General features: G+C 54.8%; 13 protein-coding genes. 8 read left to right on the forward strand and 5 right to left on the reverse strand.

Annotated elements, in window-relative coordinates:
- Positions 1–57 precede the first annotated feature (57 nt).
- Entirely contained in the window at positions 58–903 is an 846-nt protein-coding gene (locus K1V27_RS19955) for a beta-keto acid cleavage family enzyme (protein WP_258931825.1), read from the forward strand.
- Between the two features lie 29 nt (positions 904–932).
- On the opposite strand, the gene K1V27_RS19960 is transcribed toward K1V27_RS19955, so the two are convergent.
- Together K1V27_RS19960 and K1V27_RS19965 are read right to left on the reverse strand one after the other, a co-directional pair.
- Positions 933–1,724 (reverse strand): CheR family methyltransferase, encoded by a 792-nt coding sequence (locus K1V27_RS19960; RefSeq protein WP_258931828.1) that lies wholly within the window; start codon positions 1,722–1,724, stop codon positions 933–935.
- Positions 1,725–1,748: 24 nt separating this feature from the next.
- Complete coding sequence (locus K1V27_RS19965; RefSeq protein WP_258931829.1) at positions 1,749–2,132, reverse strand: RidA family protein; 384 nt, start codon at positions 2,130–2,132, stop codon at positions 1,749–1,751.
- A 367-nt stretch (positions 2,133–2,499) separates the two neighbouring features.
- Between K1V27_RS19965 and K1V27_RS19970 the strand changes: the two genes are divergently transcribed.
- Genes K1V27_RS19970 through K1V27_RS19980 form a run of 3 tightly spaced genes read left to right on the forward strand, consistent with a single transcriptional unit; the run spans position 2,500 to position 6,160 of the window.
- On the forward strand, positions 2,500–3,753 hold the full coding sequence (locus K1V27_RS19970) for a glycosyltransferase family protein (RefSeq protein WP_258931830.1): 1,254 nt from the start codon (positions 2,500–2,502) through the stop codon (positions 3,751–3,753).
- 59 nt (positions 3,754–3,812) lie between these two features.
- The gene (locus tag K1V27_RS19975; RefSeq protein ID WP_258931831.1) at positions 3,813–5,045 is read left to right on the forward strand and encodes a glycosyltransferase; all 1,233 of its coding nucleotides are present in this window, start codon (positions 3,813–3,815) and stop codon (positions 5,043–5,045) included.
- A complete protein-coding gene (locus K1V27_RS19980) occupies positions 5,042–6,160 on the forward strand; it encodes a glycosyltransferase family 4 protein (RefSeq protein ID WP_258931832.1) in 1,119 nt (372 codons plus the stop codon). The genes K1V27_RS19975 and K1V27_RS19980 overlap by 4 nt, the downstream gene beginning before the upstream one ends.
- 88 nt (positions 6,161–6,248) lie before the next feature.
- On the opposite strand, the gene K1V27_RS19985 is transcribed toward K1V27_RS19980, so the two are convergent.
- From K1V27_RS19985 to K1V27_RS19995, 3 genes are all read right to left on the reverse strand, one after another.
- The gene (locus K1V27_RS19985) at positions 6,249–6,836 is read right to left on the reverse strand and encodes a DUF1579 domain-containing protein (RefSeq protein WP_258931833.1); all 588 of its coding nucleotides are present in this window, start codon (positions 6,834–6,836) and stop codon (positions 6,249–6,251) included.
- A 471-nt stretch (positions 6,837–7,307) separates the two neighbouring features.
- Positions 7,308–8,711 (reverse strand): tRNA lysidine(34) synthetase TilS, encoded by a 1,404-nt coding sequence (gene tilS, locus K1V27_RS19990; protein WP_258931834.1) that lies wholly within the window; start codon positions 8,709–8,711, stop codon positions 7,308–7,310.
- A gap of 183 nt (positions 8,712–8,894) precedes the next feature.
- Positions 8,895–9,704: a hypothetical protein gene (locus tag K1V27_RS19995; protein WP_258931835.1), complete on the reverse strand. Its 810-nt coding sequence runs from the start codon at positions 9,702–9,704 to the stop codon at positions 8,895–8,897.
- A gap of 369 nt (positions 9,705–10,073) precedes the next feature.
- Between K1V27_RS19995 and K1V27_RS20000 the strand changes: the two genes are divergently transcribed.
- From K1V27_RS20000 to K1V27_RS20015, 4 genes are all read left to right on the forward strand, one after another.
- On the forward strand, positions 10,074–10,970 hold the full coding sequence (locus tag K1V27_RS20000; RefSeq protein ID WP_258931836.1) for a phosphoribosylaminoimidazolesuccinocarboxamide synthase: 897 nt from the start codon (positions 10,074–10,076) through the stop codon (positions 10,968–10,970).
- A 31-nt stretch (positions 10,971–11,001) separates the two neighbouring features.
- Entirely contained in the window at positions 11,002–11,961 is a 960-nt protein-coding gene (locus K1V27_RS20005) for a ParB/Srx family N-terminal domain-containing protein (RefSeq protein WP_258931837.1), read from the forward strand.
- Between the two features lie 59 nt (positions 11,962–12,020).
- Entirely contained in the window at positions 12,021–13,106 is a 1,086-nt protein-coding gene (locus tag K1V27_RS20010; RefSeq protein ID WP_258931838.1) for an SPL family radical SAM protein, read from the forward strand.
- Between the two features lie 398 nt (positions 13,107–13,504).
- Positions 13,505–14,689 carry an acyl-CoA dehydrogenase family protein gene (locus K1V27_RS20015; protein WP_258931840.1) on the forward strand — a complete coding sequence of 395 codons (1,185 nt, stop codon included), beginning with the start codon at positions 13,505–13,507 and terminating at the stop codon, positions 14,687–14,689.
- The last annotated feature ends 35 nt before the right edge of the window (positions 14,690–14,724 follow it).

Here is a 14,724-nt window from a genome sequence, read left to right on the forward strand (position 1 = left end):
CGCGAGTACACCCGCGTCACGGCAACCCGTACCGGTGAACCTAGAGGGACATGGCGAATGGACAAGCTCATCATCACAGTCGCCTTGACTGGCAACGTACCCACCAAGAAGATGAATCCCAACGTACCCGTAACGCCCGGGGAAATCGCCGCAGATGTCAGGCGCTGCGCCGATGAAGGCGCGGCCTTGTTTCATGTTCATGCCCGTGATGAGGAGCAGCGCCCGACTTTGCGGCTCCCCAACTTCAAGGCCAATGTGCGCAAAATCAAGGAGCTTGCCCCGCAAGTCATCATCCAGCTCTCCACCGGCGGCCGTGCGGGGATGGACTGGGAAGATCGCGTCAACCCGGTGCGGCTCCTACCGGAAATGGCCTCCTTCACCACTGGATCCAACAACCTTCCCGGCATCGTCTACGAAAATTCACCGCAATTCATCGAATATCTGGCCAAAGTCTATCAGCAAACCGGCGTCAAACCCGAGATCGAAGTGTTTGAAACCGGCATGATCAATAATGCGCTGCATCTCCAGAAAAAAGGCTACATCAAGCCGCCCCTGCATTTTGATTTCGTTCTCGGCGCCCCCGGCGCCATGCCCGGTTCCGTCAAGAATCTGTTGTTCCTGTCCGAGAGTATCCCCGCGGGTTCCACCTGGTCGGTGGCGGGCATCGGCAGGCAGGAAATTCCTCTGGCGGTTGCGGCCATCGTGCTCGGTGGGCACGTGCGCGTCGGCCTGGAGGACAACTTGTTTATGCCGGACGGCTCCCCGGCCAGCAATCCTCTGCTGGTGCAGAAGGTGGTGCGCATGGCGCGGGAAATTGGCCGGGAGATAGCCACACCCGCTGAGGCAAGAGCCATTTTGTCCCTCAATCCTGCCTATAAGGACCGCATCCTGGATATGCTCTGAAATGGTGCAACTGGGGATGACCAGCTACTTCATAAGAAGGCCGGGATGCCCCGCATGGGGATAAAGCGGCCCCCCTCCGGCGGCCACTTCTCCTTTGAACCGATGATAAGGTAGCCGCCCTGCGCAGAGGCTTCCCATATTTTCGGCAATGCCGCGTCAAGTAAGACTTCCCCACAGTACGTCAAAATATTGTTGCGCAAAAAGACCATGTGAAAATCCTGTGCCGGCGGCTCGTCTGCCACGAGATCGAGACACCTCCACGAAATCCCCCCTTTAACCGACTCTCGAATTGCCAACAGCGACTTCTTGGGGAGGCGTTCAAAATATCGTTGCTTCAACTCGTCAGGCACTTCCTTAAGACTGCTTGCAGAGTAGACACCCCTACGCGCAGCATCAATGCATTCCTGGTTCATGTCGGTGGCCCAGGCTTGCAGTTGCGGCATCGAGTCCCGACCATGGCCAAGAAGATCCCACACCATCTTGAAACTGTAAATTTCTTCGCCTCTGGCACAACCCGCCGACCAGACCCTGAACGGATCCACCCCGGCATTTATGAGCTCAGGAAGAATCTCCTCCTGCAACAATTGCCAGAGGGCGCGGTCCCGAAAAAAACGACTTATGGAAACGTTCAAAAGAGTCCGACACTGCTCTCTCAGTGTTCTATCCTGGGTCAGCCGCATCAGGTATGTGCTGACATTGCGGCAGCCGCACTCCAGCATGTGCCTGCCAATGCGCTTTTTGACTCCTTTTCTGACCCGGTAGTAGCCGTCCCGGGACAGGCCGAACCAGTCCAGAAGCAGCCTAAACCGGCGATCATCCATGGGGGGTGCAGCAACTATCGCCGGCTAGTGAAGATGGGCAATGCATTTTATTTCGATCAGCGCCCCCTTGGGCAATGCACTCACTTCCACGACGGCACGCGCCGGTCGATGGTTCGAAAATACCTGCTGGTATAGTTCATTGAAAGCGGCGAATTGGCCCATCTCCGTCAAATAGACATCGACCGCGACCACATCGGTCAGTCGGCAGCCGGCAGCCGTCACTATTTGACTTAGATTTTCCAGTGCCTGTCCGGCCTGTCCGGTTAGATCGTTGCTCACCAACTCCCCCGTTTCGGGATGCAGCCCAATCTGACCGCTCACAAACAACCAATCGCCCGCTTTGACTGCCTGCGAATACGGACCAATGGCCGCAGGCGCCCGCTCCGTGTGAATCACTTGACAACTCATGAAGAAAACCTCCTTGAACGATACACTGTCGGGGGTAAGAAACTCATTGCAAATCAATCGACTTAACGCTAGATATCATTCCAGTGTCACAATGTAAAAAGTAATGTGGATCGTACAAACGACATGTATCGAGCAAAAAATATGTGGTCCGGGACCGGCTTTTTTGATTTTGACTCCATAGATCTTTATTGCCATTAGCATTTATTGTTTTTATTATGCATTTTGCTAATGCTGAGTTTTGGTCATATCCAGATTGCCCATTGTTGCCAGGATGGCGTATTGCGTAACGTCGGTGAGTTGACCAGTTTGGTCTGGATCAAGCGAACGACGCCGCCCGCACGATTGCCAGCCAACCGAAAGAAGTATCGTGAGTGATAGTGTCCCCTACAAAATCCTGATGTATTCCCATGATACCTATGGTTTGGGGCACATTCGACGAACCCTGGCAATCGCTCGCAGTCTCAGGAAAAGTCCCGCCAACATTCTGATATTGACCGGCTCTCATCTGGTAGGCCGCTTTGACATCGCCAAGCGCGTGGATTTTGTGCGCATCCCCGGCATGATCAAGGTCACCAATGAGCAATACCTTCCCCAGTCCATGCGCCTGGAAGCGACCGAAGTGCTGGAAATCAGAAAGAGTCTTATCCTGGCAACAGCCATGGCATTCAAGCCCGACTATTTCATCGTGGACAAAGCTCCTTTGGGTTTGAAGAGGGAAGTGGTGGACACCCTGCAGTGGCTCAAGGAGGAGTTCCCTCACTGCCAGTCGATTCTCGGGTTGCGCGACATCATGGACAGCGCCGAATCGACCATTGAAGACTGGACGGGCAAGGACATATACGAGGCCATGGCACAACTTTACGGGGAAATCTGGGTCTACGGCCAGCGGGAGTTCTACGACGCCATCAGCGAATATCGGATTCCTCCACATGTTGCCGCCAAAGTTCATTTCACCGGGTACATTCCAAGGCATGTACCGTCTCCCGATGAAATCCGCGCAACCCGAAAGGATTTGGGAATAAGAGAAGACGATCGCCTCATACTGGTCACCACGGGCGGAGGCGGCGACGGCCATCCGGTCGTGGATACCGTGCTGGCCGCTTTTGACCCGGCGGAAGGGGGTGTTCCAGCGCACACGCGGGTGGCCGTAGTTACGGGCCCCTTCATGTCACGCAAGCACTATCGCGAAGTGGCCAGGAAATGCAAAGCCCTCGGCTTTATCTGCCTCAAGTTCCACCGCTTTGTGGAGGGTCTCATCGGAGCTTCCCAAGTGGTGGTGAGTATGGGTGGTTACAATACCGTGTGTGAAATCATCAGCCAGAAAAAACCCTTTTTGATCGTCCCCCGAACGGTTCCTCGGGAAGAACAACTGATTCGTGCGCAGGTATTGTGTTCGCAAGGTTTTTGTGATTATATCGATCCGCGTGAACTGAATCCCCGGATACTGCGGCAAAAACTGCTGCTGCTGTTGGACAATGGAACCTATTATCGGCGGAAAATGGAGTCTTTTCCGTTCACGGCGCTGAACATCATCCGCAAGCGCATTCTGGAGAACAAGAAAAACAGGAACGAGACACCCGCACACCTCCTTGACCGGTATTTTCACATGAACGCAAAATAACCCGCCAGACCCTCCATACTATGACCGTAGCGAACAAGCCAAACAAACATCTTTTGGGGATGATCCTCAAAGGTTACCCGCGCATTTCCGAAACCTTCATCAGCACCGAAATTTTACTCCTGGAATCGCTTGGAATACCCATTGAAATCTATTCGCTCAAACAGCCGCGAGAAAGTTTTTCACACAAGAAGGTAAAGGCGATCCAAGCGCCGGTCACTTACCTGCCGGAATATGTGCTGCCGCACTGGCAGGTCCTGCTGCGCAGCAACTGGACAGCGGCGCGAAAGCTGGGCTTTCGCTACTTGAAAGAACTTGGCGCGGCATTTCGCAGAGCCTGGCAGCGGCGAACGACTGCGACCGTGCGGCATTTTTTGCAGGCCGGGCACCTCACTGCAAAGCGCCTGCTGGATCGGCCGGTGAGTCACATCCATGCCCACTTCTGCCACACCCCCACCTCGGTTGCTCTGTTCGCCGCACAACTGACGGGATTGCCATTCAGCTTCACGGCTCACGCCAAGGACATTTACACCTCGGACCCTCAGCAACTGACACGCAAGATACAGAACGCCCAGTTCGTAGTCACCTGCACTCGCTACAACGCCCGCTATCTCGCCGGGCTGAGCCATAAACGCGCGGCGCAGAATCCCTCGACTCCCATCCACACCATTTATCACGGCATCGATTTGGGCTTCTTCACCTTCGATCATCGTCCGGATCCTGCACCGCCTTATAAAATTCTCTCCATCGGGCGTCACGTGGAAAAGAAGGGCTACGACGATCTGTTCAAGGCGGCGAAGCTTTTGGACGATGCCGGCCTGGATTTTCAACTGGTGCAAATCGGAAGTGGAGAACTCACCGAAGAATTCCACACGATCATTGGCCGACTGGGAATTCAGCACCGGGTCACGATGCTTGGAACCCTCCCCCACGAGAAAGTCATCGAGCACTACCGTTCCGCCCACTGTTTTGCCCTGGCATGCAAGGTTGCCGCCAACGGCGACCGGGACGGCATACCCAACGTGCTCGTCGAGGCGATGGCTGTGGGGTTGCCGGTTATCGCCACCAGGGTTTCGGCCATTCCCGAACTGGTCGAAGACAACCTCAGCGGGATTCTGGTGGAACCGCAAGATCCGGCTGCCCTGGCCCACGGAATCATGCATATGCTGGGCAACTCCCACAGCTATGATAAACCAAGAGAGAGAGCGCGGGCCAAGGTGGAGAGGGAATTCGACAACCGCCGCTGCACGGCGCAACTGTTTGAACTGTTCCGCAGAGCCCTCGCCAAACGATGAAGATCGCTTTCTATTGTCCCAATAAGCCCCTCAGTCATCCGCAGCCGTCGGGTGATTTGACCATCGCACGCGGCATCCGGCAGGCTTTGAATGCTCTCGGCCACGATTGCCGAGAAATTGCCGAATTTCGATCCAGGTGGTTCTGGCAAAATCATCGGGGCCGGCTGCAAGCCGCCGCCAGTTTTGTCTCGGCCTATCGCCGCAGCATACGCTTCCGCCCCCACCTGTGGCTCACCTACCACAGCTACTACAAGTCCCCCGATGTGCTCGGTCCCTGGATCAGTCGTCTGCTGCATATTCCCTACGTCTTGTTCCAGCCCATGTACAGCACGCGCAGGCGCAAGCGCAAGCAAACCCGGTTCGGCTTTTATTGCAACCGACTGGCCCTCAAGGCATGTCGACATGCCTATACCAATAATCTGGACGATCTCGAGGCGCTGCATCGCGCTCTGCCCGCCCACCGAATAACGTATATTCCGCCGGGAATCTTCCCCGAAGAGTTTGAACGTAATGAACCTGCGGGACTGGCAGTGCGCAGACGGTATGGCATTCCATCCGACAAGACCCTTCTTTTGACGGCGGCGATGCTGAGAGCCGATGTCAAATTCGACAGCATCCGCTATCTTTTCACATCCCTGGCCGTGCTCAACCTGGAACAACACGAGCTCGCGCTGCTGCTTTGCGGGGACGGCCCCATGGAAGGCGAGGCCCGTGCCATGGCGGACAAGCTCCTGCCGGGCCGGGTCATTTTTGCGGGAAGAGTGGAACGTCAAGAGATGCCGGCATTCTACTCGGCAGCGGATATGTTCGTTTTTCCGGGGCTTGGAGAATCTCTGGGGATGGTTTTTCTGGAGGCCCAAGCGTGCGCCTGTCCGGTCGTAGCCCTCGATACGGCGGGTGTGCCCCAGGTGGTGCTGGCCAATGAAACCGGCCTGCTGGTTACGGATGACGGGGGAACGTCTCTGGCGCAGGCCGTCTCCCGATTGATCCAGGATCAGCAGCTGCGCACAAGATTGGCGGCGAACGGCCCGGAGTTCATCAGAACACGGCGCAACCTGCACACAAGCTACCGGCTCCTGTCGGAAAAACTCGGGGAACTGGCAGCCGGCCACTGAGCGATTACCTGGCGAAGTTTCCTCTCATTGAATTCCTTCCGCATACCCCGCACGAAACCCTAATGGAGGGCCGAATAGACGATGGAATTCAAGGCACTGATTTCTTTGCCTCACCAGGCCGCGCAGCGGCCCCTCGGTCACTTTTCCTGGTGTAGGTGATTTCCATCATTTTTTCTTCTTTACCCCCTTTTGCCGTGGCGTACATTTCAAACAGCATGGTATCGCCGTCCACGTACTTGGTCACGGCACGCCAAATCATGGGGCCTCGCACAGGGTCGTCGTAACGGGCCTCCTGTGTGATGGTCTTGCCATCCCGGCCGGCAGTTCCCTCAAAAAACATGATGCCCGTGCCCATCGAGTCCATCCAGGTGGTCACATACTTTTTGGTATGGTTGTCATATCCGGTGAAACCGAGGCCGGTAAACGGCGTGCCCATCATATCGCCCTTAAATTCCTGCTGCAGAAAGCGTCCGCCAACGAGCATTTTCTGTTCGCTGGTCCCTTCCGATTCCATTGGTGACCTGCCCGGTTCCATCCAGCACTTGCTCTTGGTTTTCCAGGTCCCCTCCATGCTCGCCAGCAACTTGTGTGGATCTCCCGGAGTCGCCAGTTTGGCATACAGTTCCATCGCCGCCTGCATGTCCATCGTGCCTTCTTGTTTTTCTTCCTTGGTCATCACAAGCCTCCTTGCGAATTTATTCATCCTTGCTTTTACCAGAGCCTCAATAGCTCCGTTCTCAAGGTAATCATTCTCAAGATCCGTATCTCAAAAACAAACCACGAAGCATACATCGGGCTGCCTCCGCCAACTGTTCCTCCCAGCCTCATCCAAACGAGATTTTCAGCCCGGGCGTGCTTGTCGGTTTTGCTGATGTTTCCCGCTGTGGCGGCCATCTCCCGATGATCATCGAGCCGCAGGGGATGGCGGTGTCCATGCCCAACACAATTTCTTCAACTTCAACCATTAGATCGATAATTTCAGAGGGGCTCAGCTCGGGAATGCGGATTTTTCGGTCGCACAAGCGGCGAAATCCCGAACAGCAGATTGCGGGGAAAAGTCAAGTCGCGGTTGAAAGTCCCCCCTGCAAAGCGAAAGTCGGGATACACACAAGGCATGTGCCGGACCGGCGGGGAACGTTCTCCGGAATCATTCACTGGGCTGATACTCTGCAACCAGGATCTGTTTCGTCTCCGGGGTGATCCGCACCCGGTGGTCCAGTCTCTGCCCCATGATCCAACAGATTTTCAGTCGATCGCAGAGCAGCGGAATTCTGCCTCGGCGGGACCTTGAGATCCTGCAATCGGTAAAATAATCCTGCAGCTTCTTGCTCCCTGCTAAACCAAGGGGTTGAAAACGGTCCCCCGGCTGCCACCAGCGAGTCGTCAACGGCCAGTTGACTCGATCGGCATCCATCCACGCGATATTGGGCTCTGCCGGTGGCGCATCTGAGGAATTGCGGCGGATACAGCTAAGATTCAGCCGGAACACGCCAAAGTCGTGAGATCCCAATTCGGAAATGCCTTCCAATAAGGGAGCGGGGGCGTGCAGGGCTTCCGTTGCAATAATCAGTGTATCAGCCTCCTTGTAAGCGCAAAGCCTGCGGGGAAGTTGGAGGAATTTGCCGGAACCGGGCTGTGTGCTCCATTCATGGAGCAATACCCAATGCACCGCATAGAAACCGAGGGTGCTTCCTTTAAGCCGTTTGACGGCTTCGCGCAGAACGCGCTTCAGCAGGACGGGGTGGAGCGTCGATAAACCGGCCAGACGGAGCGAAATCCGCGTTTGGGCCTCCTCGCTGCAGACCCCGGACCAGATTCTCTCGACCTGCTGCTTCCAGTAGCTTTCTTCTTCCTGGGCCAGGCTGGCATGGCGGCAGAGAGTCTGAGTGATTTGCCGGTGAAAATGTTTTTCCAGCCGTGGGAACATTTCAAGTCGGAGAACATTGCGCTGGCAGGTGGGTTCCAAGTTGGAGGCATCCAGCCGGAAGTCAAGCTGCCTGGCCTTAAGATACTCCATCACCTCCACTCTGCCGGCGAAAAGCAGGGGACGGATGATTCCCTGCTCGGTACCGGCCGCCATTCCCGCCATTCCCGAGGGGCCCGTTCCACGCATCAGTCGCAGCAGCAGTTCCTCCGCCTGATCATTTGCCGTGTGTCCCAGCGCAACTTTCTGTGCTGCGTTGGTCAGCATAGCTTCGCGAAAAAAGCTGTGGCGGCAGGCACGCGCCGCCATTTCCAGAGAACCCCCATGATCTTTCTGACAGGCACGCACATCCTGCTGAGCGGCGCAGAACGAAAGACCCAAACGTTTCGCCAAAGCAAGCACAAAATCGTGATCTTGTGCAGCACTATGACCGCGCAGCTGGTGGTTAAAATGCACGACCGTCAGCCGCGCGATCCCCAGATCGTTTTGAAGTGCAACAAGAGCGTGCAGCAGAGCCACTGAATCGGGTCCTGCCGAAACCGCCACGAGGACGTGATCGTTGTGATCAATGAGTTGCCGTTGCCGCACAAATTGGAGAACTCGCTGCTCAAAGATGAGAATATCCATCACCTGCCATCACGATTTTATAAGGGTTAAGAAAAGGAATTGCCTCAAGACGATATGAGACCGGCAGGCTCGCACAGTTTCCCCAATGGCCATCGCCTTGGAGGCATTGTGCCGGGATGGGAGCCTTGCTGAAGCCCGCAAAGGAATCCGGAACATGGAATCTTGATCTGGGCGGCCGAAACCTCAGGTCGATTTGAGATCAGCCGTTTGAGTCGCCAGATTTGCGCCGGGATCGGCTGGCGGTCGGGATTCGGATGAATCCGGCAAGAGCGGCACTACATCCTTGAAATTTTTGCCCTGAAGCAGCGGCGTTCCTTCACTGTTGAGGACGGTATTGTCTTCGAGAATGATCAGGCCGTAACGTTCAGCAACATCGGCCTTGTACTTGTATTCCATTGACTTCTTGCGCAACTTGAAGTTCAGGACCAGCAAGACAACGCCGAAAACCGCCCCCACAGCCAACAGGATAGCGGCGGCCGTCAACATGATCTTGACCGTCTTTTCCCCTACGGCACCGATAAAACCCAGGATGACGTCCAGGTTGTAGAATACCCCGACGGCAATTCCCAAAAACAGCAGCAGGCTGAGAAATGGCAGGCGCTGGAGCCAGTTCATCGCCACATAGAGCTTGTAGGCGCGACTCGACTTATCTTCCGGAGGAATGTCTTCCTGTGGCTTTGCAGTGGCCGCTTCAGGTTCACCAAAGTATTTGTTGAAACCAACAATAATGACGCCAAGGAGAAAAGTGATAGCCAGGGGCACCAGGAAGGAGAGCAGGAAGTAAACCTTCCAGGGAAAGGGCGTTGTGATGGGTCCGTATTGGTCGTAGCCCTGGTCCCCCAGTTGATAGAGAAAGCAACCCGCAAAGATCAAGAGTTCTACCCATCCAAGGAAAAACAAGTATTTGCGAAAAATCTCCTTGCGCTCCGCGTCGTCGAACAAAGCAGCAATTCCGCGCAGAGATCCGACTGAAAGGTGTGGTGATTTCTTCATGAATCACTTCCTGTTATGAGCTGTTGCACTGCATCGGTGCCTGGAACATGGAAGAAAACCATTGAGCATTAATGCAGCATTCATTGGCACCCTCTCGCTGCCGTTTAAATCGCCCTGCCTGTCTGTAGCTGCAAAATAACAAGAGCTCTGGGGTGGGTCAACCAGGATTTGAGCAGGAGCGCCCGGATCGGTAAATGACCTGCTTGCAGATTTGCATTCTGGCAAGATTATGATAGAGAGATTCACAATCGTATCTATAGTGTATGGAAAGCTGTTATTGGCTTTGCAAGGCTGGGTTGAGGTACGTGTGATGGTTGGTGACGGGCGGGAAACACAGCCGGTGAGTTTTCACCAGATGGAGGAAGACGAATGTCGCAAAAGACGTTGTTCCAAACGAATTTTCCCGAATTGAAACTGCTCTCCAGAGGCAAAGTGCGAGACATATACGATCTTGACGATTCACTGTTGATCGTGGCGACTGACCGCATCTCCGCCTTCGATGTCGTGATGCGGACCGCCATACCCGATAAGGGCAAAGTGCTCACCCAGTTGTCCGAGTTTTGGCTCGAATTTCTCCAGGACTTGATCGAGCATCATCTCATCAGCTCCGATGTGAGCCAATACCCGGCAGTGTGCCGTCCCTATCGGGCTGACCTGAGCGGACGCAGCATGAGAGTCAAGAAGGCTCAACCACTGCCCGTCGAATGCATTGTCAGAGGTTACCTGGTGGGATCGGGCTGGAAGGATTATCAGAAAACAGGAATGCTCTGCGCTATTGCTCTGCCGCCCGGCATGCAGGAAGCTCAGAAGCTGCCAAGGCCCATTTTCACGCCTTCAACCAAGGCAGCCCAGGGGGCGCACGATGAAAACATATCCTATTCCGAAATGGCTGCCCTGGTGGGGGAAAGGATCGCTCGACAAGTCCGGGACAGGAGCCTCGCAATTTACCAGAAGGCAGCTTCATACGCTGAAAGCAGAGGGATTATTCTGGCCGACACCAAGTTCGAGTTCGGTCTTATGGACGATCGGCTGATACTCATCGACGAAGTCCTCACCCCTGATTCAAGCCGGTTCTGGCCGGCCGATCGATACCAGGTCGGCTCTAGTCCGGAAAGCTTTGATAAGCAATATCTGCGGGATTATCTGGTGCAGTCCGGGTGGAAGGTAACCGACCCGGCGCCGGAGCTGCCGCCGACGGTGGTAGAAAACACCCGTTTGCGCTACATCGAAGCCCTGCAGCGCCTCTCCGGGAGAACACTCGTTTAACCTACATCTCAAACTGTTTGGCTAAACCACAATGAACAGCATACACGAGGACCTGACCATCAACGACCTCGATTGGCAGGACCGCACTTTTGCCCTTTTCGCGTTGGAGCCTTCGGCTGAACTGCGTACTTCACTGCAGCGTCACGGTATACTCTCGCCACCCTGGATTTGGCAGAAACCGAATGGATCCAGGGTCATTGTTGACGGATTCAAGAGGCTTTTCTGGGCCCGCCGGGAAGGATTGAAAACATTCGAGTGTCTCATTTTCCCCCAGGATTACGATCCCGCCAGGTTGATGATCGAGCGCGCTGCAGTGAAGCTTTCAGGCGCACCTTTGAACACCGCGGAAAAATCTCAGCTGATTGCACGACTCACGGATCATCTTTCGCAACAGGAGCTGCTGCGTCTTTACCTGCCGCGGTTGGGCATCCCCGCCAAACCAGGCGCTATTGGAAAGTGGGTGCGTCTGGCTGCTTCGCCTCAGGAACTGCTGACTGCAGCCGCATGCGATGACATTTGTGAGCGAGCCGCTTTGCAACTGGCGGACTGGGAAGGTGAATCCCAGAAGAGCATGGTTGCCCTTTTGAAACAACTCCGCTGCAGCAGCAGCATCCAGTGTGAGATTCTTGATCGAGTAAAGGAAATTGCTTTGCGTGACAGCATCCGAAAGGAGCAAGTGCTCACGGACCCAGCAATCACTGATATTATCCTGGACGAAACTGTGAACCATCGTGAGAAAACTCAACTGGTGCGTGCCCGGCTTTACCGCCGGCGGTATCCTCGAGTCGCAGCCAGGGAAGAACGTTTTGTGCGAGACATGAATGCTGCCGGACTTCCCAGCAACGTAAAGATTTTGCCTCCACCTTCATTCGAAGGCGCGACCTGGCAGCTGCAGCTCTATTTCCAGAATCCGCAGCAACTCATGGAGATGTTGCAGGATTTGAAACATTCAGTGAGGACCGGCCAGTTTGCGGCATTGATCCGCCCATGAGATACCGCACACAAATCATTTACCGGAACCGTTAATGAATCCTGGAGAGGCAGCTCTTAATGCGCAACAAGCCGAGCAAGATTTTGGTCGAAGAGGCCTGCAGGACCAGCCGTCTGGTTGAGAAACTGCGGCGCAATCTGCCCGCAGCCCAATTCGAGGTGGTTGAAACCATTTCGGACTCGCCGCTGAGAGATCCGCGAAGACTCGAGGTGGTGCAATTTCGCGGACGTTTTCTTAAGTCCTGCCCGGGAACGCGCCACTATTTCTGCTGCGGCTATCAGATCCTGCACTTTGGCGTGCAGTGCTCCTTGAATTGTACTTACTGCATTCTGCAGGCCTATCTCAATCATCCCAACCTGAGGATTTTCGGCAACCAAGAGGATCTCTTCCGTGAATTGCGACAGGAACTGGCTACCCATCGCGAAAGGCTTTACCGCATAGGCACCGGGGAATTCACGGATTCCCTGCTGGTGGATCCCTGGACGGAATTCTCACGCGATCTGGTTCCGTTTTTTGCTAAACAGCCCAACGCCGTACTGGAGCTCAAGACCAAGACCGATTTTATCGATAATCTGAGGGATCTGGATCACAGGGGACACACTCTGGCGGCATGGTCTCTGAACGCAGCACCCATCCGCCGTCGCGAAGAGACCGCAGCGACCACCATCAAACAGCGTCTGGCGGCGGCCAAAAAAGTTGCCCAATGGGGATACAAACTGGCGTTTCATTTCGATCCGATGATTGAATATCCCGGCTGGCGCGAAGGTTATCGAGAGGTCCTCGATCGACTGTTCTCATCCGTCGACACGAGCCGCATTGTCTGGATCAGCCTGGGGGCGTTTCGCTTCATGCCGGAATTGAAACCGATCATCCAGAGGAGGCATCCTGGCAGCACCGTCATCTACGGCGAATTCATCCGAGGATTGGACGGTAAGCTGCGCTATTTTCGCGATATTCGGGTGGAACTTTACGCTTGGATGGTGGACCGCATACGCGAGGTCGATGCGCATATTTGCGTCTATTTGTGCATGGAAGGTGAAGACATCTGGCAGCAGGTTTTTGGATTCTCCCCGCAGGAACGAGGAGGACTCCCCGCCATGCTCGACAAGGCGGTTGAGACACGCATGGGGATCGCGCCGCGTTAGGCCGGCTGGTTTTCTTGTATCGCCCGCATTCCGAACTCTCTTGAGACTTTTGTGAATTTTCGTTTTTGAATTCCAAGAAAAATTTGATATTAACAAATTCGTTTCACTTTTGATTAAATGAATTTTTTCAGGTTCGTCAGCGAACTGGCAGGAGCTTGCCCGAGAATGGCGGACGCCTCTGTCACAGAGGAGGGAGCTGCCGTACAGCTTCCTGGCGGCGGATCGCATGCGCAATGGATATTGCCACTGCCGTCTTGGCAATTGGGCAATTGGCCGATTGCAACACGGCAGGGTATGGAAGGAAGGGCGTCGAAGCGCATTTGCAGTTCTTGGAATGAATCGAGTGATGGTGACTAACAACGGCAACCGCGAGAATTCGAACGGAAGGGAGAAGACAAATGGATTTCCAACTGACCGATGAACAACGCATGATCAAGGAAACAGTTTACAAGTGGTCCGTGAACGAATTGGGGCCTTTGCAGGAAAAGATTGATGAAGAAGACTGGTTTCCGCCCGATTTCTTTAAGAAATGTGCCGACATCGGCATTCTTGGAATCACCATCGACGAGAAGTATGGCGGACTGGGCGGCGATGTTTTGATGCAGACATTGGCCATCGAGGAGATGAGTCGCATTTGCCCGGGGCTGGCTATGACTTATGGCGCCCATTCCAATCTGTGCGCCAACAATATTCACAAGAACGCCAGCGAAGCATTGAAAGAGAAATATCTGCCGCCCATGATGACCGGTGAAAAGATCGGTGCATTAGGCCTCACGGAACCCAACGCGGGTTCCGACGCCATGAGTCTTCGCACCAGAGCGGAAAAGAAGGGCGACAAGTACATTTTGAACGGCACCAAAATATTCATCACCAATGGACCCGTAGCCGACACACTGTTGGTCTATGCCAAAACGGCTCCCGAAAAGGGTGCCAAAGGTATCAGTGCGTTCATAGTGGAGAAAGATTTTCCCGGCTTTTCAGTCTCCCGCAAGCTGAAAAAATGCGGGATGCGCGGTTCCCCGACCGGCGAGCTGGTGTTCGAAAACTGTGAGGTGCCTGCGGACAATCTGGTGGGTCAGGAAAATATGGGCGTGCACGTCATGACCAGCGGCCTTGACATTGAGCGCATCGTGCTGGCGGGCGGTTCGGTGGGCATGGCCCAGCAGGCATTGGAATACTCCATTCGCTATTCGGTGGAACGTGAGCAGTTCGGGCAGCCCATTGCCAATTTTCAAATGATTCAGCAGAAACTGGCCGACATGTACGCCAGAACCGAAGCCGCCAGACTCATGGTCTATCGGGCTGCTGAATTGGCGCAGAGATCGCCGCGCGGCGGCAAGGGCACAGAGCTCACCAAGTTGGCGGCTTCAGCCGTTCTGTTTGCCGCCGAAACGGCCACCTGGGTGTGCGATCAGGCCATCCAGATTCACGGCGGTTACGGCTATTGCCTCGAATTCCCTGTGCAAAAACTGTGGCGTGATGCCAAACTGTATGAAATAGGTGCCGGCACCAGCGAAATTCGAAGAATGATCATTGCCCGCGAACTGACCCGGGAAGAATTTGCTCGCAAAGCGCAACGCTAAAGACGTCAGGCGGTGGTCGAGTCCGTTCTGGTCAC

This window comes from Desulfoferrobacter suflitae (genome assembly GCF_022603395.1).
Taxonomy (GTDB): Bacteria; Desulfobacterota; Syntrophobacteria; order Syntrophobacterales; family Syntrophobacteraceae; genus Desulfoferrobacter; species Desulfoferrobacter suflitae.

Bases quoted from the DNA above. Each gene is read 5' to 3' on its own strand.
- K1V27_RS20000 (WP_258931836.1), top strand. From the start codon at position 10,074: ATGTCGCAAAAGACGTTGTTCCAAACGAATTTTCCCGAATTGAAACTG.
- K1V27_RS20015 (WP_258931840.1), top strand. From the start codon at position 13,505: ATGGATTTCCAACTGACCGATGAACAACGCATGATCAAGGAAACAGTT.
- K1V27_RS19960 (WP_258931828.1), bottom strand. From the start codon at position 1,724: ATGGATGATCGCCGGTTTAGGCTGCTTCTGGACTGGTTCGGCCTGTCC.
- K1V27_RS20005 (WP_258931837.1), top strand. From the start codon at position 11,002: ATGAACAGCATACACGAGGACCTGACCATCAACGACCTCGATTGGCAG.
- K1V27_RS20010 (WP_258931838.1), top strand. From the start codon at position 12,021: ATGCGCAACAAGCCGAGCAAGATTTTGGTCGAAGAGGCCTGCAGGACC.
- K1V27_RS19995 (WP_258931835.1), bottom strand. From the start codon at position 9,704: ATGAAGAAATCACCACACCTTTCAGTCGGATCTCTGCGCGGAATTGCT.
- K1V27_RS19975 (WP_258931831.1), top strand. From the start codon at position 3,813: ATGATCCTCAAAGGTTACCCGCGCATTTCCGAAACCTTCATCAGCACC.
- K1V27_RS19955 (WP_258931825.1), top strand. From the start codon at position 58: ATGGACAAGCTCATCATCACAGTCGCCTTGACTGGCAACGTACCCACC.
- tilS (WP_258931834.1), bottom strand. From the start codon at position 8,711: ATGGATATTCTCATCTTTGAGCAGCGAGTTCTCCAATTTGTGCGGCAA.
- K1V27_RS19985 (WP_258931833.1), bottom strand. From the start codon at position 6,836: ATGACCAAGGAAGAAAAACAAGAAGGCACGATGGACATGCAGGCGGCG.
- K1V27_RS19965 (WP_258931829.1), bottom strand. From the start codon at position 2,132: ATGAGTTGTCAAGTGATTCACACGGAGCGGGCGCCTGCGGCCATTGGT.
- K1V27_RS19980 (WP_258931832.1), top strand. From the start codon at position 5,042: ATGAAGATCGCTTTCTATTGTCCCAATAAGCCCCTCAGTCATCCGCAG.